Annotated in this window: 21 protein-coding genes; 14 read left to right on the top strand and 7 right to left on the bottom strand. The window is 64.2% G+C overall.

All coding sequences use genetic code 11. The annotated features are described in order from the left end of the window. Window positions 1-89 precede the first annotated feature (89 nt). Window positions 90-575: a hypothetical protein gene (locus tag AC3WLM_RS19325; RefSeq protein ID WP_193828602.1), complete on the bottom strand. Its 486-nt coding sequence runs from the start codon at window positions 573-575 to the stop codon at window positions 90-92. Between the two features lie 281 nt (window positions 576-856). On the opposite strand from AC3WLM_RS19325, the gene AC3WLM_RS19320 reads away from it, so the two are divergent. Next, window positions 857-1,345 carry a TspO/MBR family protein gene (locus tag AC3WLM_RS19320; protein WP_193828601.1) on the top strand — a complete coding sequence of 163 codons (489 nt, stop codon included), beginning with the start codon at window positions 857-859 and terminating at the stop codon, window positions 1,343-1,345. Between the two features lie 202 nt (window positions 1,346-1,547). On the opposite strand, the gene AC3WLM_RS19315 is transcribed toward AC3WLM_RS19320, so the two are convergent. Beyond that, a complete protein-coding gene (locus AC3WLM_RS19315; RefSeq protein ID WP_492478492.1) occupies window positions 1,548-1,937 on the bottom strand; it encodes a C-glycoside deglycosidase beta subunit domain-containing protein in 390 nt (129 codons plus the stop codon). Between the two features lie 13 nt (window positions 1,938-1,950). Beyond that, window positions 1,951-2,943 carry a sugar phosphate isomerase/epimerase family protein gene (locus AC3WLM_RS19310; protein ID WP_492478522.1) on the bottom strand — a complete coding sequence of 331 codons (993 nt, stop codon included), beginning with the start codon at window positions 2,941-2,943 and terminating at the stop codon, window positions 1,951-1,953. A gap of 343 nt (window positions 2,944-3,286) precedes the next feature. Between AC3WLM_RS19310 and AC3WLM_RS19305 the strand changes: the two genes are divergently transcribed. The 6 genes from AC3WLM_RS19305 to AC3WLM_RS19280 all read left to right on the top strand — a co-directional run bounded on the left by AC3WLM_RS19305 (window position 3,287) and on the right by AC3WLM_RS19280 (window position 9,447). After that, window positions 3,287-4,129 (top strand): nuclear transport factor 2 family protein, encoded by an 843-nt coding sequence (locus AC3WLM_RS19305; RefSeq protein ID WP_427465426.1) that lies wholly within the window; start codon window positions 3,287-3,289, stop codon window positions 4,127-4,129. A gap of 8 nt (window positions 4,130-4,137) precedes the next feature. Continuing rightward, window positions 4,138-5,694, top strand: a complete 1,557-nt coding sequence (locus AC3WLM_RS19300) for a carboxylesterase/lipase family protein (protein ID WP_492478521.1) — start codon at window positions 4,138-4,140, stop codon at window positions 5,692-5,694. A 24-nt stretch (window positions 5,695-5,718) separates the two neighbouring features. Further along, on the top strand, window positions 5,719-7,008 hold the full coding sequence (locus tag AC3WLM_RS19295) for an SGNH/GDSL hydrolase family protein (RefSeq protein WP_492478491.1): 1,290 nt from the start codon (window positions 5,719-5,721) through the stop codon (window positions 7,006-7,008). Window positions 7,009-7,106: 98 nt separating this feature from the next. Beyond that, complete coding sequence (locus AC3WLM_RS19290) at window positions 7,107-8,804, top strand: putative bifunctional diguanylate cyclase/phosphodiesterase (protein WP_492478490.1); 1,698 nt, start codon at window positions 7,107-7,109, stop codon at window positions 8,802-8,804. Window positions 8,805-8,869: 65 nt separating this feature from the next. Then, window positions 8,870-9,109 carry a ribbon-helix-helix domain-containing protein gene (locus tag AC3WLM_RS19285; RefSeq protein WP_492478489.1) on the top strand — a complete coding sequence of 80 codons (240 nt, stop codon included), beginning with the start codon at window positions 8,870-8,872 and terminating at the stop codon, window positions 9,107-9,109. Between the two features lie 14 nt (window positions 9,110-9,123). After that, a complete protein-coding gene (locus tag AC3WLM_RS19280) occupies window positions 9,124-9,447 on the top strand; it encodes a type II toxin-antitoxin system RelE/ParE family toxin (protein WP_492478488.1) in 324 nt (107 codons plus the stop codon). A gap of 15 nt (window positions 9,448-9,462) precedes the next feature. Here the strand turns inward: AC3WLM_RS19280 and AC3WLM_RS19275 are convergent, their stop codons facing one another. The 3 genes from AC3WLM_RS19275 to AC3WLM_RS19265 are packed head-to-tail and all read right to left on the bottom strand — an operon-like array spanning window position 9,463 to window position 12,572. After that, window positions 9,463-10,410 carry a ThuA domain-containing protein gene (locus AC3WLM_RS19275; protein WP_062343741.1) on the bottom strand — a complete coding sequence of 316 codons (948 nt, stop codon included), beginning with the start codon at window positions 10,408-10,410 and terminating at the stop codon, window positions 9,463-9,465. Between the two features lie 11 nt (window positions 10,411-10,421). After that, entirely contained in the window at window positions 10,422-11,765 is a 1,344-nt protein-coding gene (locus AC3WLM_RS19270; protein WP_492478487.1) for an MFS transporter, read from the bottom strand. Between the two features lie 33 nt (window positions 11,766-11,798). Next, complete coding sequence (locus AC3WLM_RS19265) at window positions 11,799-12,572, bottom strand: TIM barrel protein (RefSeq protein WP_193828594.1); 774 nt, start codon at window positions 12,570-12,572, stop codon at window positions 11,799-11,801. A gap of 245 nt (window positions 12,573-12,817) precedes the next feature. Between AC3WLM_RS19265 and AC3WLM_RS19260 the strand changes: the two genes are divergently transcribed. From AC3WLM_RS19260 to AC3WLM_RS19240, 5 genes are all read left to right on the top strand, one after another. Next, a complete protein-coding gene (locus tag AC3WLM_RS19260) occupies window positions 12,818-15,178 on the top strand; it encodes a TonB-dependent receptor (protein ID WP_193828593.1) in 2,361 nt (786 codons plus the stop codon). Between the two features lie 132 nt (window positions 15,179-15,310). Next, complete coding sequence (locus tag AC3WLM_RS19255; protein ID WP_492478520.1) at window positions 15,311-16,084, top strand: enoyl-CoA hydratase/isomerase family protein; 774 nt, start codon at window positions 15,311-15,313, stop codon at window positions 16,082-16,084. 75 nt (window positions 16,085-16,159) lie between these two features. Then, window positions 16,160-16,387, top strand: coding sequence for a hypothetical protein (locus AC3WLM_RS19250; RefSeq protein ID WP_039335700.1), 228 nt, complete (start codon window positions 16,160-16,162; stop codon window positions 16,385-16,387). A gap of 194 nt (window positions 16,388-16,581) precedes the next feature. Further along, window positions 16,582-18,708, top strand: coding sequence for a catalase (locus tag AC3WLM_RS19245; RefSeq protein WP_492478519.1), 2,127 nt, complete (start codon window positions 16,582-16,584; stop codon window positions 18,706-18,708). Window positions 18,709-18,719: 11 nt separating this feature from the next. Continuing rightward, window positions 18,720-19,325, top strand: a complete 606-nt coding sequence (locus AC3WLM_RS19240; RefSeq protein WP_082734507.1) for a hemerythrin domain-containing protein — start codon at window positions 18,720-18,722, stop codon at window positions 19,323-19,325. On the opposite strand, the gene AC3WLM_RS19235 is transcribed toward AC3WLM_RS19240, so the two are convergent. Then, window positions 19,322-20,299 carry a quinone oxidoreductase family protein gene (locus AC3WLM_RS19235; protein ID WP_492478486.1) on the bottom strand — a complete coding sequence of 326 codons (978 nt, stop codon included), beginning with the start codon at window positions 20,297-20,299 and terminating at the stop codon, window positions 19,322-19,324. The genes AC3WLM_RS19240 and AC3WLM_RS19235 overlap by 4 nt on opposite strands. 87 nt (window positions 20,300-20,386) lie before the next feature. Between AC3WLM_RS19235 and AC3WLM_RS19230 the strand changes: the two genes are divergently transcribed. After that, window positions 20,387-21,409 (top strand): alpha/beta hydrolase, encoded by a 1,023-nt coding sequence (locus AC3WLM_RS19230; RefSeq protein WP_244885371.1) that lies wholly within the window; start codon window positions 20,387-20,389, stop codon window positions 21,407-21,409. Next, the gene (locus AC3WLM_RS19225; RefSeq protein WP_492478485.1) at window positions 21,406-22,446 is read left to right on the top strand and encodes a DUF3089 domain-containing protein; all 1,041 of its coding nucleotides are present in this window, start codon (window positions 21,406-21,408) and stop codon (window positions 22,444-22,446) included. The genes AC3WLM_RS19230 and AC3WLM_RS19225 overlap by 4 nt, the downstream gene beginning before the upstream one ends.

Raw genomic sequence — 22,446 nt, 5'->3', positions numbered from 1 at the left:
GGTCGGAAAGCCGCCCTTCGACTCAAGCCGGGACAAGCGGCAGCTGTCGGTACGCCTGCCTTGTTGCTCGAACGGCGGCAATGGGGTGGTTAGTGGACTTCGCCTTCGATCAGCGTTACGGCGTCACCAACCGCTGAAGTGAGCCGTCCGTCGCGAAAGCTGAATTTCATCCTAATGCCCTCGAGGGGCTGATTGGTTCGGAATAGCAATTCGACTTCCCAAGAGCAGCCGGAGGGAACGAAGGCTATCGGCCCGGTCCATAGGGATTGCGCTTCAAATCGGATCGGCTTCACGTCTTTTACCATTTTGACAGCACCGGGCGGACCAAAGCTTCTTACGGTAATATGATCACCTCGTCGGATTTCAAAACGAGCATCGTCGGCGATTACCGCTCGAAGGTGGTCGGTCTCGTTCCGATCCGCAGCTCTCACCAGATCAAGTGCACGCTGGACATAGAAGCGGTCGGCTTCGCTTTGGCTCGGGCGACCACTTTCAAACCCGGGGCAAGCTGCAGTCGCACTTGCCATCGGAGTTGAAGCGACAAGCAGGATCAATGCAGATAAGATTTGCGGCATCTGAAGGAATTGCCATCACCGCTGAATGTCCGCAATGGCGTCGTTTCCGGAACGGCGGCTTTTCAAGTAGGAGTTCGCCATAGCCGCCGATCCTCCCTTTTCATCGCTGGTGCAAAGGAGGGCGCGGAAAGGACTGGTTGCCTCCCCTGCGTCAGTCCTTCGGATTGGCACCTTCTTTGGCCTTCGCGAGGACGGGAGGATCAGAGATCTTCGAAGGCGGCTCAGGGCCGCCCGCAGATGCAGGTTGCGTGCGGCGTCGATTGCGGCCAGACCTTCGCTCCATGCAACCTCATGTCATCGCTGCCGTCCTGTGGGCCCTGATCCTTGGCGGGGCGGGCGGGGTCCTAACCGAGATCGGGCCGTGGTATCGCAATCTGAAGAAGCCTTCCTGGCAGCCGCCCGACTGGCTGTTCGGCCCGGCGTGGACGGTGATCCTGGGGCTTGCCGCCTGGGCGGCGGTGCTGAGCTGGGATGGTGCCAGTGACGAGGCCGGGCGGATGACGGTCATCGCGCTGTTCGCCGTGAACTTCGTGTGCCACTTCCTGTGGTCGCCGCTTTTCTTTGCGCGCAAGCGGCCCGACTGGGCGCTGATCGAGGTGGTGCCGCTGTGGCTTTCGGTACTGGCGCTGTGCGTCATGCTGCGGCCGTTCTCGGTGCTGGCGAGCTGGCTGATCGTGCCCTATCTTGCGTGGGTGAGCTTTGCCGCCTGCCTCAACCTTGTCATCGTGCGGCTGAACCGGCCTTTCGGGGACGTGAGAGAAATCTCGTAGACGTGTGAATTGTCGCACATTCTTCTGCGACGAAGCGAGCTAATCAGCCCTTGCGACCCGAAGGGCTCTGCCAGTCAGAGTTCCTGAACTTCAAGGGGACGGCGCGAGCGATCGCACCGTCCCCCTTTTTTGCAGGCGTTCCGTAGTAACGCCGAGGTCCCCGCTCCAAAATCCATTCAGGCGCGGGGACGCCGGGTTTTTGTCACGCGGCGAGCGCGAGGTCCTTGGTATCCTTCGTGGTGGGCACGAAGGGCAGGTAGGAGACGCGGTAGCGCACGGCGAAGGTGATCTGGTGATCGCCTGCGGCAAGGCCGCCGTTGAGCACGATGATCCGGGCCTTTTCGCCGAAGTTCCAGCGATCGTCGTAAACGGTTTCCATCTCGTCGAGCGTGTAGGTGTTGCCATGGGCGGAGAAGCGCACGGTTTCACGCGGCTGCACTGCGCCGTCGACGGTGACCTGGATGTCCTCGATCATCGAGAGGCCGAGGCCGCGGTAATAGGGCAGGCGCCCGAGGAAGGAAAAGCCCGTGGTTTCGCCGTCTCTGGCCTCGCTGCGGAGGCTGCCCTCGACGATCATCTTGTTGTCCATCATGGGAAGAGTCTCCTTATTCTGCAGCTTCGGCCATGGCTTCCGCATCGGCGCAAGCCGTGGGCGAGGTCTTGATTGCGGGGTCCTGCGCTTCGCCGAGAAGGCGGGCGAGCATGACCTGCTGGCGGCGGATCTGTTCGACCGAATCCGGCTCCTGCGCGTCCTCGATCCAGCGGTTGCCTTCGTATTCCGAGCAGATGTAGCCGTCGTAGCCGCCTTGGTTCAGCACTTCGACGATCTTGTCGTAGGGGATCGAGGGTTCCACGTAGTCTTCGTTCATCTGGTAGAACTTGCCGTGGATGTTGTGGATGCGCGGCATGTAGTCGAGCATGCGCTTGGGCTCATAGGCGGCGTTGTGGCGCATGGTTTCGGCCATGGCGATGGCAGGGCCGGTGCCGCCCATCTCCTGCACGTTCAGGATGACGTATTCCGAAAGAACGCGGTCTTCATAGGCCTTCACGATGTAATCCGCGATGTTCTTCGGCACGCCAAGCCGCATGAACCGCTCAGTGAACACCGGCGGGAAGGCGTGGAGGAACATGCCCATGTCGGGCAGGAAGCCGAGCGCGTCCGAACCGGACTTCTCGAAGGCTTCGGCGTGGCGGATGATCCAGGGGTGATCGAAGTGCAGCGGGGCGTGGACCTCGATGAGGATCTTGATGCCCTTTTCCTCGGCATAAGGCGCGGCGGCAACCAGCACTTCGGGCGCGATCGAGACGAGGGCGCGGATATACTTCGCGCCAAGACGGGCGCCGAAGTCGATGTCCTTCTTCACGCTGGCGACCTGCTCTTCCAGAGGCATCAGGCGGCCCTTGTAGCGCTTGTAGTCCAGCATGAAGTCATGACAGACGGCGGTGCAATCATACTGCGCGATAATGCGGTGCCAGTTTTCGATCTCGGCATCGGCCACGCCATATTCGGGCCAGCCCCAGAACGACTGTTCGCCGATGACCTCGATGCCCTTGGCGCCGAGTTCGGCGCTGGTGCGGATGCAGTCCTCGAGGGTCATCTTACCCTGGAAGGTCTCGTTCTGGTAGGAATAGAGGCTCACGCCCCTCTTGATCTTGGACACACGTCACCTCTTGGCGGGGTTGTTGCGGATAGCCGGCACAGGCTCGATCGAAATGCCGAGTTAGCGTTGCGGACAGGGCGGGAAGGGGCGTGCAAGATAGCGCAGGCCTTTCGCTCTCTCCTGGGGTCTGCCGCCCCTTATTGGAATGGATATTCTAACAATATGCGGCGTCCGTCAAGTCCTGCTTGACCATCGTTTTAGAATCACCACACTTATTCTGAATTCGCGATGCCGCGCATGATGCGGTGCTGCCCGAAAAGACTGCAAAAGGGAGATGGAGATGTACGCAAAGACGTTGCGCCGCGCCATGATCGGCCTTCTGGCAAGTGCCGCGCTGGCAGGTCCGGTAATGGCAGGTCCGGCCGCTGCAAAGGACGATCTGGCCGCGATCAAGGCCGAGATGCAGGTGCTGAAGGCGCAGGTCGAAGGCGCGCGCGACCGGGCGGCGGTGGAAAACCTGTTCTCGCGCTACATGTACCTGCACAATGCCTTCCGCGATACCGACATCATCCCGCTGTGGGCGAAGAAGGGCACGCCGGGCGTACGCTCGCAGTACAGCAACCTTGGCGTCTACACCGATTGGGACAAGATCATGTCCTACCACCAGGGCCGTCCCGCGCCGGTCAGCAAGCTGGTGTTCCACTATGTGACGACGCCGGTGATCGAAGTGGCTGGCGATGGCCAGACCGCCAAGGGCCTGTGGATCGTCAACGGGCTGGAATCGGGCCTGGTCGATGTCGACAAGGCCAAGAACATGCCTGCCTGGATGTTCGAGAAGGATCTCGTGCAGGGCAAGAAGGTGTGGATGCACAACGTCTACCTCAAGTACGGGGTCGACTTCATCAAGCAGGACGGCCAGTGGAAAATCTGGCACTTCCACTGCTTCGAGGTGGCCCGCGCGCCCTATGGCATGGGCTGGATTCCCTTTGCTGCTGTCGCGCAGGACGATGCCTTCAACGTTGACCTGATGTATGTGGGCGAGGACGGCAAGCCGGTGTTCATGCCCAAGGTCGATGGGCCCGCCACGGTGCTTTCCAACACCTACCGCACCGATACCTCGCAGAAGCTCGAGGCGCGTCCGCCCGAACCGTATCGCACCTTCAGCGAAACCTTCGAGTACTGACCTGCGTGATGCGGATCGCGGGCCCTGTCGGAGCGCTCGCCCTTGCTTTCGCGGCGAACGTCTCCTTTGCGCAGACCGTGGTGGCGACCAGCGGCGGCGCGGTCCGCGGGACGGTGAAGGGGGATGCCGAGGCTTTCCTCGGCATCCCCTATGCCGCGCCGCCGGTGGGGCCGCTGCGCTGGCGCGAGCCGCAGGGGGCGGCTCCGTGGCAAGGCGTGCGCGAGGCATCTGCGTTCGGGCCGGTGTGCCAGCAGGGCGTACCGGCGCCGTGGGGCCCCTATACCGCCGAGTTCCTTGCCGCGCCGCCGATGAGCGAGGACTGCCTGACGCTCAATATCTGGCGTCCGCAGCATACGGTAAAGAAGTTGCCGGTGCTGGTGTTCATCCACGGCGGCGGTTTTGGCGGCGGGGCGGGCAGCCTGCCGATCTATGACGGGGCGAAGCTTGCCGCGCGGGGCGTGGTCGTCGTCACGATCAACTATCGCGTCGGCATACTGGGCTTCATGGCGCATCCGGCGCTCACGGCGGAATCGCCGCTGGGGTCTTCGGGCAATTACGGACTGCTGGATCAGATCGGCGCGCTGAAATGGGTGCGCGCCAATGCTGCAGCATTCGGTGGCGACGCGGCCAACGTGACCGTTTCGGGCGAGAGCGCGGGCGCGGCTTCGGTGGCGGACCTGATGGTATCACCGATGGCCAAGGGCCTGTTCGACAAGGCGATCGCCTTCAGCGGCGCCAGCATGGCAGTGGATGTGCCGCCGCTGGCGAAGAACGAGCAGATCGGGGCAGAGCTTGCGGCCAAGCTGGGCAAGGCGAGCATCGCGGAAATGCGCGAGGTTCCTGCCGAGGCGCTGATCGAGGCGACGCGCTATGTGCCGGGCGCCAGCAGCGGTCCGCCGCCGCTGCGGTTCGTGCCCAATGTTGATGGCAAGGTGGTGCCGTTCGATCCGGTCCGGGCGAGCGGCCCGGTGGTTAGCCCGGTGCCCTTGATCACCGGGTACAACAGTGCCGAGATGATCGATCCTTCGGTGCGGACGCCGGCGCAGTTCGAGGCGGCGGTGCGGGCACGCTATGGCGCGTTCGCGGACCGTCTGCTGGCGCTCTATCCGCATGCGACCGAGGCGGAAGCGATTGCCTCCAACTCGCTGATCGCGCGCGATCGCTACATGGCAGGGCTGCTGCTGTGGGCGAAGGAGCGCACGCGCAATGCACGGCAACCGGTTTTCGCCTATGTCTATGACCACGCCTATCCGGCGGTGCGGGGCGGGCAATCATGGGGAGCCTTCCACTCCTCGCAATTGCCCTATGTGTTCGGCAACATCGGGATCGGCGATCGGACGTGGACGGCGGCTGACAGGCGCATTGTGCGGCAGTGGCAGGACCGCCTGCTGGCCTTCATGCGCGGCGGCGCGCCGGGCGCAGGATGGGCCCAGGTGGGCCCGGCGACGAGCGGCGTGATGGGGCTGGGGGACCGTGAAGCGATGCGGCCGGCCGTATCCTCGACCGAACGGCTCGAGGCGTTCAAGGCCTATGCTGCAAGTGGTGGCAAGCTGGGGCTGATGTGAAGCGCCCGTGAAAGGAATCCTGCCATGCGCAACCGCTTGATCTTGCGAATTTTCATAGGACTTGCCGCATTTGCCGTGGCGTCGATGCCTTCGGCCGCAAGGCCCTCCGGAGCAAACGGGGCGGGGCAGGCTTGGCGCGATGCCTTCCAGTCCAGCCCGGCAACCTACGAGGCGCCTTCGGAAGCGTTCCTGCGTTTTGCCGACGAGCATTGGAACGTCAAAGGCGAGGAACTGCGCCGCAATCTGTTGCCGCAGCCGGTGACAGGGACCGTGCGCTACCGGGTGACCATACAGGCCGACGGCGCACAGATCCGCGTAAGGCTATCCAACGAAGAGGGGTCGAAGCCGCTTCAGATCGCTGCTGCATCGGTCGGCATTGCGGCAGCCGGCTTTGACGCGCGCCCCGGCAGCCTGCGATTGACTTTCTCGGGTGCCAGCCAGACCGCAATGGCCGTTGGCGCGCCGCTCGTAAGCGATCCCGTTGACCTCAAGGTGAAGGCGGGGGCCGAGCTCGTCGTCAGCGTGGATCTCGCCGGGCCGATGATGAACGAAGGCCGCGGCGGCGCCGGGTTCGTGGTGGCGAAGGGCGGACAGGCGATGGAGCCCGTGCTTGGCGGGGCAACTGTCCTGACCGGGAGGCCGCTGGTTACGGGCGTTTCCGTGCTCGGCGAAACTGCTGTGAACGTTGTCGTCGCCTTTGGTGATTCGATTACCGATGGCAACCGCGCCACTCCCGGTGCGTTGCACGGATGGCCCGAAATTCTGGCGCGCAGGCTGAATGCGCGCAAGGGCGCCAAGCGCTATTCCGTGATCAATGCCGGGATTGCCGGCAACCGCGTTCTCGCCCCCGGCTGGGGGGCAGCCGCGCTGGCCCGGTTCGATCGCGACGTGCTGCGCATCGAAGGCCTTTCGCACGTGATAATGCTCGAGGGCATCAACGACATCAATTTTTCCGGCAAGGGCCCGTTCGGCGACAATCCGGAAATCACCAGCGCCGACCTGATCGGCGGCTATCGCCAGATCATTGCCCGCGCCCACGCGCGTGGCGTGAAGGTCTATCTTGCCACGCTTACGCCCAGCCCGGGCGATGCGGCGACGTCGACCCTGCAGAAAAGGGCTCTGCGCGAGGAGGTCAATCGCTGGATACGCAGTTCCGCAGAGCCCGATGCGGTCATCGATTTCGACGCGATGGTCCGCGATCCTGCAGCGCCCGACCGGTTCGCCGCGCCCCATGATTCAGGTGATCACCTGCATCCCAGCGACGCCGGCCATCAGGCGATGGGAGAAGGCATGGACCTGGCTCTCTTTCCGTAGTGTTCTTCAGCGCTAAGTAATTCCCGTGCATCAAGAAAGCTTCACTTTTAGACATTTAACTTAGGCAAGGCATGCTCGCCACGATCGAGGAGTCTGTCTTGCCGAATAAGAGCCTGCACCCCGGTCGCTATGCGCAGATGCTTGCGCGGTCCGCTACTGCCGCCATCTGCGCCGGGCCTGACAACCTGATCCTTTCGTGGAATTCCGCGGCCGAGCAGTTGTTCGGCTTCAGCGCGGAGCAGGCGATCGGCAAGCCGCTGACGATCATCATGCCGGAGCGCTACCACGCCGCGCACGAGGCGGGATTGGCCCGCGCCGTCAAGAGCGGCAAGGCGCGGTTGGCGGGCAAGGCCATCGAGATGCTGGTGCGCCATGCCGACGGGCACGAGATCCCGGTCGATCTTTCGCTGTCGATGTGGGACGAGAACGGCCAGCCGATGTTCGGCGCGCTGATCCGCGACATCACCGATCGGCAGGCGGCCAAACGCCGGCTCGAGCATCTCGCCCATTGCGACACGCTGACATCCTTGCCCAACCGCAATGCCTTGAACGCCCGGCTGGAGGAAGCGATCGCGCGCGGCTCCTGCGCGCTGATGCTGCTTGACCTCGACGGGTTCAAGGACATCAACGACACGCTGGGCCATAGCGTAGGCGACCTGCTGCTGGCTGATGTGGCGCGGCGGATCGAAGGCTGCGTGGGCGATGCCGACATGGTGGCGCGGTTCGGCGGCGACGAGTTTGCCATCGTCCTGTCCGATTGCAGCAATCCGCTGCGGATCGATTCGCTGTGCCGTGCAATCTTCGAAAGTCTCGCCACCCCGTTCCAGATCAACGGCAAGAACGTGTTTGTCGGCACCAGCATCGGCATCGCGCTGGCGCCGAAGGATGCATCGACGGTGGACCAGCTGTTGTCGCGCGCGGACCTTGCGCTCTACAGCGCCAAGGCCGAGCACGGGGCGCAGCGCAAGTATTACCTGCCGACGATGCACAACCGCTCGGAGCAGCGCCAGAGGCTGGGCGCGGAACTGCGCGAGGCCTTGCCGCAAGGGCAGTTCGTGCTGCACTTCCAGCCGCAGGTCTCGCTCGAAGACAAGGCGCTGCTGGGCGTGGAGGCGCTGCTGCGGTGGAAGCACCCGCAGTTCGGATTGCTGCACCCCGATGCCTTCCTTTCGGTTCTGGATGACAGCGTTGTAGCCGAGGACGTGGGCGACTGGGTGATAGACGAGGCCTGCCGCGTGGCCAGTTCCTGGCGCAGCGCCGGGCTTGGCGAAGTGCGCATGGCGGTGAACCTGTTTGCGGCGCAGTTGCGCTCGCCCCGGCTCTATGGCGTGATCGGCGAAGCCTGCCGCAAGCATCGCATCGCGCCCACGCAGCTGGAAATCGAGATCACCGAGAACATCGTGATCAAGCACAACGACGAAGTTGCCACGATGCTCAAGCGCCTGAAGACGCTGGGCGTGGACATTGCCTTCGACGATTTCGGAACCGGGTATGCCTCGCTCAGCCTGCTGCAGCGCTATCCGCTGGATCGGCTCAAGATCGACCGCTGCTTCGTTGAAGCGATCCATCGTTCGGATGCGGATGCCGCGATTGTCGATGCGGTGCTGCAGATGGCGCGCACGCTTGGCCTGGAAGTGATCGCCGAAGGGGTGGAAACGCGCGAGCAGGAACGAGTGCTGCGCGAACTTGGCTGCAAGGAAGCGCAAGGGTTCCTCTATGGACGGGCCGTTGCGGCGGACGAGATCGTGCGCCTGTTCGCGCCCGTTCCGCAAGCGCGGGTGGCTGCTGCAAGGTAGGGCAGCGCGGCAGGCTGGGAGAGGGGTAGGTTGCCATTTTTTGCCATGCAATCTATCTTGGCGGCATGTCTTCGATGAACATTTCGCTGCCAGACGCCTTGAAGTCTTTCGTTGACGCCCAGGTTGCAAACCGGGGGTTCGGCACGAACAGCGAATACGTCCGCGAGCTGATCCGCAAGGACCAGGACGTGCAGCGACTGCGGGGGATGATTCTGGATGGCGCAGCCTCGCCAATTGCGGGCGAGGTGGATGAGGCCTACTTCGACGGATTGCGAAAGCTGGCGCAGGACCGCGTCGGTAGCTGAGCAGAAGCGGGCCAATGCGCCGTCTGGTTTTCCATGAGCTGGCAGACAAGGATGCCCGGCGCGCTACGGAAGACTATGCCCTGACAGCCGGGCTGGATGTTGTCCTGCGCTTTGTCGACAGATTGCAGGATACATATGCGTCGATCGCCCGTGCGCCGAACGGAGGTTCACCGCGGTGGGCTTACGAGTTGTCGGTGCCGGGTCTTCGTTCGAGAAGCGTAAAGGGATTTCCCTGGGCGGCTTTCTATCTTGTGGCGGAGGATCGCATCGAAATCCTCCGCCTGCTTCATCTGCAGAGCGACATCCCTGCATGGCTCGCCGCCGATCCAGAAGCGTGAATTGCCAAGCCGCGGTCAGGGCCTGGTCGGATAGTCCTTCGCTTCTTCCAGTACGGGCAGGGTGACCTTGCCGGTGGCGGCCCATTCGGTGCCGCGCAGGATCAGGGTCTGCAGCGGCTGGAAGTGGAGCGAGACTTCATCGTGGCCAAGCGTGATCGAGAAGACGCGGCCCTTGCCGTAGTCGGCGGTCCAGACCTGAGGGTGATCGGCGTCGATGCCTTTCATGGCTTTGAGCTTTTCGGGCGTATAGGCGGCGGCGGGATACTTGGGGCCGGTCAGCTTCGGGTCATAGGCGGCGGCGGAATCGTGGGCGGTGGCGAGGACGTGGATCTTCGCATCCGGGTCCATGCCCATGTTGGTGTACATGTCGTCGTTGTAGGTCCAGATGAATTCGCGCATGCCCGCAGTGATCGGGTGGGTGCGGTCAACCAGATGGACGGGGAAGGCACCCGGAGGGGCACGGCGGCTGGTGCCGGGTTCCATCGCGCCGCCGATCAGCTTCTTGTATTCGGGTATGTCCCGCCCCCAGGTGAAGCTGGAGTGATAGGCGACGAGCCCGCCGCCTTCGCGCACGTATTGGTAGAGCGCCTTGAAGGCGCTGTCCGACCACACCTTCTGCACCGGATCGGCATAGTTCCAGCGGCTGGAATAGTTGAGCAGGACGACGTCGTACTGCTTTAGCGTTTCCAGCGTGCCGTTGTCGAAATCCTCGGTCACGCGAACGTCGAAGCGCTTGGTATCCTGCATCATGGTGCGCAGCATGTTGTTCACGCCGGTCCAGTCATGCTCGTAGGAATTGCGGCCCGAAATGATGAGGACCTTGAGGCGGTTCTCGGCCGGGTTCACCGGGATGGCGACGCGCTGCACGGTTTCGGGCGGGCGGTAATCGATGGTGACAATGACCTGCGCGGCGGCAGGCACGGCGATGCAGGCCGCAAGCAGGGCGGCTGTGATCTTCTTCATGAGGTTCTCCCTTATTCCGCCGCTGCGGGCTGGCGCGCGGCGATGTCGTTGCGGATGGTTTCGTGCAGGCCGTCCATCGGCCACATCAGGACGACCACGGTCTGCAGGCCGAGCAGGACGACGGCGCTGCCGTAGTAGGTCCAGCGGATCGCTCCGCGCGCGGCATCAGTCACGGCATCGGGCACATAGCCTGCCGCGCCGAGCATGAAGGCGAAGCCTGCGGTGCCCACTGCCATGCCGACCTTGGTGGAAAGGCTGATCCCTGCCGAAAGCAGGCCCTCGCGCCGGGTGCCGAACTTCCATTCATGGTAATCCACCGTCTCGGCGATCATCGCGAAGGCGGCGGTAATGGTGATGGACGTGGCAAGGCAGGCGGCGATGTAGAGGCTGAGGAAGGCGGCAGTGTTGTCCTGCGCCAGCGGGAGCACAGCGAAGATCACGGCGGCGAGCGCGAGGACGAAGGCGCTGCCCTTCCTGATGCCGGTGCGGGCAAGGATCGGCGGGGCGACGAACGAGGACAGCAGCAGCATCCCCGAGACGGCAGGCAGCATGACCGAGATCAGCCAGGGCTGGCGCATCACGTCGATCGCGAAATAGGCGGTCGCGCTCATCATCAGGCCGAAGCGGATGAAATAGAGCAGGCACGAGGCGAAGACGACGAGCCAGGCCTTGTTTTGCAGCATTTCCTTGACGGCAGGGCCGATGGCGAAATCGGGCGAGGAGCCGTCCTCGAAGCGCTCCTTGCAATTGGCGAAGAGCGCGAGCGTTGCGGCAAAGCCGATCGCGGCAAAGAGCATCGCGACGTACTGGAAGCCCTTGTTCTGGTCTTCCCCGCCGAAAACGCCGACCAGCGGCATGACGGCAGCGGTGCCGAGCACGACCGAGATCGAGGTGCCGACGCCGCGCATGCCGGACAGCTTGAGTCGCTGCTTCGGGTCCAGCGTCATCATCGGCATCAGCGCGGTATAGGGGATCGCCTGGACCGACATCAGGATGCCCAAGGCCTTGAACGTGACGAAGGCATAGACCAGCTGCGCGCTATCGCTCCAGTCGGGCACGTGGAACAGCGCGACGGTGAGCAGCGCATAGGGCAGGGCGGTGAACAGGAAATAGCCGCGCGTGCGGCCCCAGCGGCTGCGGGTCTTGTCGACCATGATGCCGACCACCGGATCGATGATGGCATCGAGCAGGCGCGCGATCAGGAAGATGGTACCCACCCCTGCCGCCGGCATGCCGACGACATTGGTGTAATAGAACAGCAGGAACCCGCTGGCCATGTTGTAGGCAAGGCTGGTGCCCATGTCGCCCATGCCGTAGCTGAGGCGTTCGGCGAAGCTCAACTTTTCGTTTGCCACATCCCTCTCCCGGACCGCAGCGTTACAGTTTGCTCAGAGCGCCAGCGTCTTGCGGGTCAGCTCGAGCGACTGGTCCATCGGCAGGGTGGGGAAATACTCCATGCCGATGCTGCCCTTGTAGCCAAGGCTTTCGAGCGTTCCCATCACATGGCCCCAGTCAACCGTGCCGGTGCCGGGTTCGTTGCGGTCGTCCATGTCGGCCACCTGCACATGGGCGACGAGGTGGATGCGGCCTTTCAGAACGTCGGCAATATCCTCGCCCATCACGGCGCTGTGCCAGACATCGTAGAGCAGGCGCAGGTTGGGGCTGCCGACCGCTTCGACAAGGTCCAGCCCGAGCGTGGTGCTGACAAGGTACATTGCCGAGAACAGGCGGGTGTTGAGTGGTTCGAGCAGGAGGGTGACGCCTGCTGCTTCCGCAAGCGCGGCGGCTTCCTTCAATGCGGCGACGGCGTTGGCGAAGTGGTCTTCCTCGCTCATGCCTTCGACCTTGAAGCCCGATGCGACGATCAGCGGTGGTTTGCCGAGGGGGGCAGTGGCTTCGATGGTCTCGCGCACGGCCTGCACCATCTCGGCGCGTTCGGCCGGATCGACGATGGAGCGGCGCGGATCGACGCAGATGCCGGTGAGCGTGACGCCGGTTTCGGCAAGGGCCGCGCCGATGGCTTCGACGGGCTTGTCCCGCCAGAGGTGGAATTCGACCAGGTCGAAACCGCCAGCCTTGGCGGCGCGGATACGTGTCGCAAGGTCACCGGCTTCGGCGAACTGCCATTCGATGCAGGATGAAAGCGGATAAGCAGCAGGCACGTCGATCTCCCAATCGGCGGCCCCGCACCATGCGGTGCGTTTGCCTGGCGGCAGAAAGGGCCGCTACTTTATTGGAATGCATGTTCGCATTTTCGCGGGCCTAGGTCAAGGGGGCGCCGCCGAATGCGGCAGCAACACTAAGACATAATGCAGACCGGGGTTTGACAAATAGAATCTATATTCCAGAATAAGCCTTCGCATTCCGGCCGAATCGGCGGCGAACAAGTTTTGGGAGGAAAAACCAGATGAAATCGAATGGATTCAAGTTCCTGCTGCTGTGCGGCGCAGGCTGCATCGTGCCGTTTTCGGCGGCTCTGGCGCAAAGCGAAGCCGACGAGGCTGCCGACCCCAATGTCATCATCGTGACCGCGCAGAACCGGTCGCAGAACGTGCAGGACGTGCCGATCGCGATAAACGTGGTCAGCGGCGAGGCGCTCAAGGCTTCGGGCGTGACCGATCTCGTCTCGCTCCAGCGCGTGGCGCCGGTCGTCCAGATCGTGAACGATACCGTGCTGACCCGCGTCACCGTTCGCGGCATCGGTTCGAACAGCAACGACGAGGCGCAGGACCAGGCCATCGCCATCAACATCGATGGCGAATACATCAATCGCCCGACCGTACTGAATGCCGCGCTTTTCGACCTCGATCGCGTTGAAGTGCTGCGCGGGCCGCAGGGCACGCTCTATGGCCGCAACGCCACCGGCGGCGCGGTGAATTTCATCACGCGCAAGCCCGGCAGCGAATTTGCCGCCAACGGCAGCCTGAGCTATGGCAACTTCAACCACGTGATCGCCGAGGGCGGCGTCACCGTGCCGCTGGGCGACATCGGCGGCATCCGCGCGTCGGGCATCTACTCCGACCGCGATGGCTACAACTACCATCCGAACATCGACAAGCGCAGTGGCGATGACAACACCTGGGGTGGCCGTCTGAGCCTGCGGCTCGAGCCGGTCTCGGGCCTGAAGATCAACGCGGCGGTCGAGCGGGTGGAGCAGGACATCGTCGTTCCTGCCCAGGCCTTCATGAACTTCAACGCGGCCGGCAACTCGCCGGGAGCGGGCTGCGCCGCCAACCCCGGTTGGGTCGAGATTGCCCCGGCTGTTCCGGGTACGCAGTGCATTCCGGCGCTGACCAACAATCTCGCCAACGTGGACCGTTCGACCTACAATGCACCGGCGAGCGGCCTTGGCAGCAACGACCTGAAGTCAACCGCCGTGCGTGGCAGCATCGCCTATGATTTCGGCGCCGCCACCGTGACCTACACCGGCGGCTTCCGCGAGACCGATGCGCTTTCCGCGCTGGGCCTTTCGCCCGCCTATCGCTTCAACACCTTTGTCGGCAACACCAAGACCCACAGCCACGAGCTGCGCCTCAATGGCGAGAGCGACCTGCTGGTCTGGCAGACGGGCGCGTTCTACTTCAACGAGAAGCTCGACGTGGAGCGCGGGCTCTTTCGTTTGCCGCCGCCGCCGTTCCTGCTCGGCGCCAATGGCGGATACGTGAACTACTTCTTCCGCAACGTGGAGTCGCGCAGCTGGGCGGTGTTCGGCCAGACCGACGTGAAGCTTTCGGACCAGTTCACGATCGTGGCCGGCCTGCGCTATACCGATGACAAGCGCTCTGCCCGTTATCGCGACCATGGCGGTGCGATTGCCAATCCGTCCAACCCGCTGTTCAACACCGGCAACGTCCGGCCGACCAACCCCGGCACGCCCCTGCGCAATCTGACGCTGGGTTCGGAAGCGGACAAGCTGACCTGGCTGGCCGGCGTGAACTTCAAGCCCGATGCCGATACGCTGATCTATGGCAAGGTTTCGACCGGCTTCAAGGCGGGCGGCTTCGATTCAGTCGGCCAGTATGCGCCGGAAACCAACACGGCGTACGAAGCAGGCCTGAAAAAGAACTTCGGCGCATCGTCGCAGCACACCTTCAACCTTGCCGGCTTCTACTATGACTACAAGGATCTGCAGGTCGGCGTGCTGCTCGATACGACGAAGGGCAGCCAGATCTTCAACGCCGGCAAGGCGAGGATCTGGGGCGTCGAAGCCGAAGCGGTGATCAAGCTTTCGGACAACGACACGTTCTCGGCCACGGCGAACTACGTCAACGCCGAGTACCAGCAGCTCCTGACTGCAATCCCGGTGTTCTGCGTGAGCGGCTCGGGTTGCCGTCCGAGCGGCGGCAACGGCGAGCTGACGGTCGGCAACCTCGAGACGACGCCGGGCGTTGTCACGCAGCCCAACCTTGCCGGCAACACCCCGCCGATGACGCCCGAGTGGACGATCACTCTGGCCTACGACAAGGTGATCCCGCTGGGCGACATGGGCAGCCTGACGGCCAGCGTGTTCTCCACCTTCAAGAGCGCGTACTTCGGCGACGTGTTCAACTACCGCGATTCGAAGCAGACGGCCTTTACCCAGACCGACCTGTCGCTGACCTATGCGCCTGAAAACAAGCGCTTCAGCCTGCAGGGCTTCGTCCGCAACATCGAGAACACCCGTCCGCTGACCTATGCCGGGTTCACCGTGGCGGGGCCGGACGACATCTATAACTGGCAGTTCGCCGCGCCGCGCACCTATGGCGTGCGGTTGAGCGTCGACTTCTGATCGGCGTGATCGCCTGACGGACAGAAGAGGCGGGCCGCAAGGTCCGCCTCTTTTCATTGGGCGTCACGATATTGCCAAGCGACGGTTGCGCGTCCAGAGCGGCTCGGGTTGGACGACGATCGGGGATGCGCGATGGGTGACGAGGCGGGCACAACCTTGCGGCTGGAACGCGATGGCGCAGTGGCGCGCCTGCTGATCGACCGGGCGGACAAGCGCAACGCCTTCAACATCGCGATGTGGCAGCGCCTGCCCGAATTGCTGGCCGAGGCCGACGCCGATCCGGACGTCAGGGTGCTGGTGGTGAAATCCGCCAATGGCGGCGCGTTCTGCGCTGGCGCCGACATTGCCGAACTGCTCGCCAACAAGGACGATGCGGCATGGCGCGCGGCAAACCAGACCGCGATCAACCGCGCGCAATACGAATTGACCCGCTTTCGCCTGCCGACCGTGGCGATGGTCGAAGGCGATTGCGTGGGTGGCGGCTGCGGCATCGCGCTGGCCTGCGACATCCGCGTGGCGGGGCCTGAGGCGCGGTTCGGCATCACGCCGGCCAGGCTGGGCCTGGTCTATCCGCTGCATGACGTGAAGCTGCTGGTCGATCTCGTCGGGCCGGGACAGGCGCGGCGGATGCTGTTTACCGGCATGCTGCTGGGGGCAGAGGAGGCGAGGGACGTCGGGCTGGTCGAGGAACTGGCCGCGAGCGAGGACGCGCTGGTGGCGCAATTGCTGGCGGCATCGCCCTTTTCCACGCAGGCGATCAAGGGCTTCGTGCGTAGCGTGCTCGACGGGCAGGTTGGCGATGACGCCGAAAGCCTGCAGGTGTTCGCCTCGGCATTCGAAGGCACGGATTTCCGCGAAGGCACCACCGCCTTTGTCGAGAAGCGAAAGCCGGTGTTCGGCAAATAGCGTTCGGCAGTTAGCGTGCCCTTTGGAACCAAGTCCGGCCCGCGCGGTTCTGGAAGGGTTCCAAAGAGGTAATCCATGATAGGCAAGATCATTTCCGCAGTGGTCGGCAAGAAGATTGCCGACCGCACCCCCGGCATGAGCGAAGGCACTGGCGCGCTGATCGGCGTTGCTGCGGCCACGGTCATGCGGCGCATGGGGCCGCTGGGCATGCTGGCAGCCGCCGGCGGCACCTGGGCGGTATCGCGCGCCATGAAGAAGAAGCAGGCCCGTCAGGGCGCTTCGGGCACGACACGCACGTATTGATCCCGTTCCCCTCGGACCGTCGCGCGCTCTTCCCCCCTCCCGGCGCGCGGCGGTCCACCCCTCGGGAACCGACTTTCTCAACCTTTCCCGCGTGGACGGGCGGGCGCAGTGTTCCTGCGCCCCTCACCCGTGCGCGCAATCCAAGGACACGCGCCATGGCCAAGACCGGCAAGACCACCAATGAATCGTCCTCGATGTCGCCCGCGCTCGACAATGCGCTTGCCGATCATCAGCCGGGGGCCGGGCAGGGCGCCTATGCCACGCAGACCGGCAATGCCGGTGAAACGCATCAGGACGCTGCCGCCGGAGCCGATGGCGCGGCCTATCTTACCGACAACTTCGGCCACCGCCTGTCGGACAACCAGAACAGCCTGAAGGCGGGCACACGCGGGCCGACGCTTCTGGAAGACTTCATCCTGCGCGAGAAGATCTTTCACTTCGATCACGAGCGCATTCCCGAGCGCATCGTCCACGCCCGTGGCTCTGCCGCGCATGGCGTGTTCGAGGTGACCAAGGCGATCCCGGAACTGACCAAGGCGGGCCTGTTCCAGAAGGAGGGCACGACCTGCCCGGTGTTCGTGCGTTTTTCGACCGTGGCCGGTGGTGCCGGATCGATCGACACCCCGCGTGACGTGCGCGGCTTTGCGGTCAAGTTCTATACCGACGAAGGCAACTGGGATCTGGTTGGCAACAACATCCCGGTGTTCTTCATCCAGGATGCGATGAAGTTCCCCGACCTGGTCCATTCGGTGAAGATGGAGGCCGATCGCGGCTATCCTCAGGCAGCGAGCGCCCACGATACGTTCTGGGACTTCGTGGGCCTGATGCCCGAGACCATGCACATGATCATGTGGGCGATGAGCGACCGCACCATCCCGCGGACGCTGCGCATGATGCAGGGCTTCGGCGTCCACACCTTCCGCTTCGTCAATTCGGCGGGCGAGGGCAAGTTCGTGAAGTTCCACTGGAAGCCGGTGCTGGGCATGGAATCGCTGATATGGGACGAGGCGGTGAAGATTGCCGGGGCCGATCCCGATTTCCACCGCCGCGACCTGTTCGAAAGCATCGCCATGGGCAGCTTCCCGGCATGGGACCTGGGCGTGCAGGTTTTCGACGAGGAGTTCGCCGCAGCGCAGCCCTATGACGTGCTCGACGCGACCAAGCTGATCCCCGAAGAGGACGTGCCGGTGGAGATCATCGGGCGCATGACGCTCAACCGCAATGTCGACAATTTCTTTGCCGAGACCGAACAGTCGGCGTTCCTGCCGAGCAATGTCATCCCCGGCATCGACTTTTCGAACGATCCGCTGCTGCAGGGGCGGCTGTTTTCGTACCTGGATACGCAGAAATCGCGCCTCGGCACGACCAACTTCCACCAGATTCCGGTCAATGCGCCCAAGTGCCCGTTCCACAACATGCAGCGCGATGGCCTGATGCAGACGCTGGTGCCGACGGGACGCGCCAATTACGAACCCAACTCGCTGAACGAGGCGGGCGAGGATAGCGGTCCGCGCGCTTGCCCCGACACCGGCTTCACTTCCTTCCGCGAGAACGGCGAACGCAACGATCCGACCGAGAAGGTGCGCGTGCGGGCCGAACTGTTCGCCGATCACTACAGCCAGGCGGCGCTGTTCTATCACTCGCAGACCGAGAACGAGCAGGCGCACATGGCCTCGGCGCTGGTGTTCGAGCTTTCGAAGTGTGCAATGGAGCATGTGCGGATGCGCGTGCTTTCGCGCCTGCGCAACGTGGACGAGAATCTGGCCGCACGGGTGGCTGATGGCCTGGCCATGGACCTGCCCGAGAAGGCGCCTGCTGCGCGCGAGCCGGTGGAGATGAAGCCATCGGACGCGCTGTCGATCCAGAAGCAGGCGAAGATGACCTTCGAGGGCCGCAAGGTCGGCATCCTCTTTGCCGAAGGATCGGACAAGGCGACGATCGACAAGCTGAAGGCGGGCGTGGAAGCGGCGGGCGGATCGGTGTTCCTGGTTGCGCCCAAGGTTGGCGGCTTGTCCGTCAAGGGCGGAACGCTCAAGGCCGATGGCAAGCTTGATGGCTCGCCCTCTGTCCTGTTCGATGCGGTGGCTTCGGTGCTGATGCCGGCGGAGGCCGAGAAACTGTCGAAACAAGGCGCGGCGGTGCAGTGGTTCATGGACGCCTTTGGCCACTGCAAGACCATTGCCCACTGCAATGGCACGAAGGTCATCCTCGAGAAGGCGGGCGTGGAGCCGGACGAAGGCGTGGTGCCGAACGAAAAGCTGCTGGAAGTGGGGCCGGTGCGCCACTTCGGGCGTGAGCCGAAAATCCGCGATCTCGCCTGAGGAGACGACAGATGGCGACAGTGACCAAGATGAAGCCTGCCGAGGCCAAGGCGAAGGCTATCGCCAAGGCCAAGGCGATTGCTCCTGACGTCCCGGCGCAGATCGGGCAGACCCCGGCAACCGATCTGCGTGGCCTGCCCGACGTGTTCGGGCGGCTGATCGAGGACCATGACCGGCACCGTGCGCTGCTCGCCATGCTCGAGGCGACGGGCGGCAAGGGCGATGATGCCCAGGCGCTGTTCGAGGAGCTGGTCTATGAGCTGAAGGGCCACGCCGCTGCCGAGGAGCAGGCGCTGTGGTCAACCGTGCTGCGCAATCCTGAAACCACCGAGTTTGCCCGCCATGCCGTGGCCGAGCACAAGGACATCGACAAGATGCTCGATGATCTTGCCGCGCGCGACATGGGCACGCCCAAGTGGCTCGAGCGCTTTGCCGCGCTCAAGCATGAATACCTGCACCATATCCGCGAGGAGGAGCAGGAGCAGTTCGTCGAAAGCGAGAAGATCCTGACCGCGGCTGATCGCAAGCACATGCTGGCCGTGTTCGAGCGGCGCAAGGAGGCGGAAAAGGCGGCGGCGGAAGTGAAGCCGAGGCTGAGGATCAACGATATCGCCTAAGGCATCAGTACCGTCGATCCGGTGGTTTTCCTCGCCTCGAGATCGCGGTGCGCCTGGGCGACTTCGGCGAGCGGGTAGGTCTGGCCAATGGTCACGGCAACCGCGCCGCTGGCGATCATGTCCCACACCCGCGCCGATCCCGCCGCGCGTTCGGCCGGGTCGGCGTAGTAGTGGTGGAGTGTAGGGCGGGTCACGAACAGCGAACCCTTTTGCGACAATGTGCCGAGCGCGACACCGCTGACCGGACCGGAGGCGTTGCCATAGCTGACGATCAGCCCGCGCCGCGCGGTGGAATCGAGGCTGGCTTCCCAGGTATCCTTGCCCACGCCATCGAAGGCGACGCGCACTCCGGCGCCGCCAGTCCGTTCACGCACGCGCGGGCCGACGTCCTCGCGCGAATAGTCGATCACGTGGTCCGCTCCGGCAGCGCGTGCAATCTCGGCCTTTTCAGGCGTGGAGACGGTGCCGATCACCGTGGCGCCGATGTGCTTGAGCCACTGCACCAGCATCAGACCGACGCCGCCCGCTGCGGCATGGACCAGCACCGGCCAGCCCGGCTGAACCTGTGCGCAGCGCTCGACCAGGAATTCGACGGTGAAGCCCTTGAGAATGGCGGCCGCAGCGGTCGCATCGCTGATGGCATGGGGCAGCTTGAACAGTGCGCCTTCGGGATAGATGCGCGCCGTGGCATAGGCGCCAAGTTCCGGCCCGAAGGTGGCGACGCGATCACCGGCCGAAAACGCGGTAACGCCATCGCCCACCGCAACCACGCGCCCTGCCGCTTCCACGCCCAGGCCGCCGGGAATCGGGATCGGATAGAGCCCGCCACGGTGGTAGGTGTCGATCATGTTGAGGCCGACAGCGGTATGTTCGACCAGCACTTCGCCCGCAGCCGGTGCAGGCAGGTCGATATCCGCCCACGCGATAACTTCCGGGCCTCCGGTGGCGGCAAGGCGGACGGCTTTGGCGTGCATGGGGGGCTCTCCTTCGATGGCGAACGGTTTGGCCGACCCTAGACCGCCGATGCCGCGCTTTGCAAACCGCTGACCGATGGGCGGATAGTGGCGACGCAGGCCTGCTGCGCAGGCGCGCGCATTGCCACTGTCCCCGCTTTCGAACCTTCCGGAGAAGCGTGGATGCTGCGGATCGTCCTTGCCGGCCTTGCCCTGCTGCTTTCGCTGCCAGCCTTGGCGCAAGAGGGCGAACTTGCGCCGATGCCGGTGTGGCCCGCTGGCGTGCCTTCGATGAAGGGATGGCCCGGCTTGGCCAAGGTGCCGGTGCAGGAAGGCCTGCTCGAGAATGGCGAGCAGGTGTGGAACGTCACCGTGCCGACGCTGCAGCCGTTCCTGCCCGATCCGGCCAAGGCCACCGGCATGGCGGTGGTGATCGCACCGGGCGGGGGCTTTCGCCTGCTGGCGATCCACCACGAAGGCACGCGCGTGGCGCGCTGGCTGGCGGCGCACGGGATCGCGGCTTTCGTGCTGAAGTACCGCCTGATCCAGTCACCTCCGGGTGAGACCAACGAGGCGATGCGGCAGCGAGTGCAGGCAACGCTGGCGCCGGGCGTGGGCGGCATTCCCGGCGTCGAGGACGGGATGGAAGCGTTGCGCATCGTCCGTGCCAATGCGGCGAAGTGGAAGATCGATCCGCATCGCGTGGGCGTGATGGGCTTCTCGGCGGGCGGGCATGTGGCGGGGATGACGATGCTTGCGCCCAACCCGGCGGAGCGCCCGGATTTCGCCGCGCTGATCTATGGCATGCCGTTCGGGCCGACGCCGCCGATTCCGCCCGCGAACCTTCCTTCCGCGCATGGCACTTCAAAGAAGCCGTGGCTGCTGCCGCCACCGGCCCCGGCGCCGGGCCGCCTGCCGCCGATGTTCATGGTCATGGCGCAGGATGACATGGCCGTGGATCAGGGATTCCGCGCCTTTTACGACCGGGTGTTTGCCGCAGGGTATCGGCCAGAGCTGCACCTCTATCAGCGGGGGGCACACGGTTTCGGCATGGCAACGCGCGGCACGACGGCCGACCACTGGATCGAGCAGTTCGGCTGGTGGCTCGACGCCGAGATGGTGCGCAAATGAGGCTGGTGACGTTGCTCGGCATGGCGCTTGCCGCGATGGGAGTGCCCGCGCTGGCCGATGTGCCGGTGCCCGATTATGCGCAAGGCCAATACTGGAGCACGGTGGAGAGCCTGCCGCAGGGCATGGCGGCGCCGAAGGGCCTGCGCGGCGTCGACGTGTTCTGGATCCACCCGACGACGACGCGCTCGCCAACGGATTACAACCACGATCCGCTCGATCCCGCAGTGCTCAAGTGGACCGAGGAAAGCGCGGTGCAGCGGCAGGGAAGCGCGTTTTCGGCGTGCTGCCGGGTGTTCGCGCCGCGCTATCGCGCTGCAACGACCAAGGCGCTGGCCGATCCTGCCAATCGCGAGAAGGCCTTTGCGCTCGCCTATTCGGATGTCGAGCGCGCGTTTGACTGGTACATGGCCCACGAGAACAAGGGCCGCCCCTTCATCATCGCCGGGCACAGCCAGGGCGGGGCGCATACAACCTCGCTGCTGGAAAAGCGGATCAAGGGGACGAAGCTGCAGGGCCGCATGGTGGCGGCCTATGTCATCGGCATCAACCTGATGGAGGGTGACCTTTCCCCGCGGCTGGCGGGCATTCCGTTTTGCGAAAGCCCCGCGCAGACCGGGTGCTTCGTGCAGTGGAACGCGGTGTTGGCGGGCAGCGACAACGCCCCGATGCTCAAGTCCTACCGCGACATTTTCGTGGCGCAGAACGGTGGCGAGGCCAGTGGCAGGGACGGCGGCAAGCCGCTCTGCGTGAACCCCGTCACGTTCGACATGCGCCGTGGGCTGTCGCTTTCCGCCGAGGCGAAGGGCGCCGTTGCCGGTGATCCGGGCTTCGGGCCGATGGGGCCGCTCAAGGCCGGAGCCGTGGCCGCCGAGTGCCGCGATGGACTCCTGACCGTCTGGCCTGCGCCATCGCTGGGCCTCAAGCCGCTGCCGGGCGGTTCGATGCATTATCACGACGTCGGCCTGTTCTGGGCCGATATTTCCGCCAATGCCGCGCTGCGTGCCAAGGCTTGGCTCAAGGCGCATGGTTCGCGTTGA

Source organism: Novosphingobium sp. FW305-C-30-35 (assembly GCF_058783135.1).
Note: the sequence above shows the minus strand (reverse complement) of the source record. Positions and strands in the feature narration are given on the sequence as shown.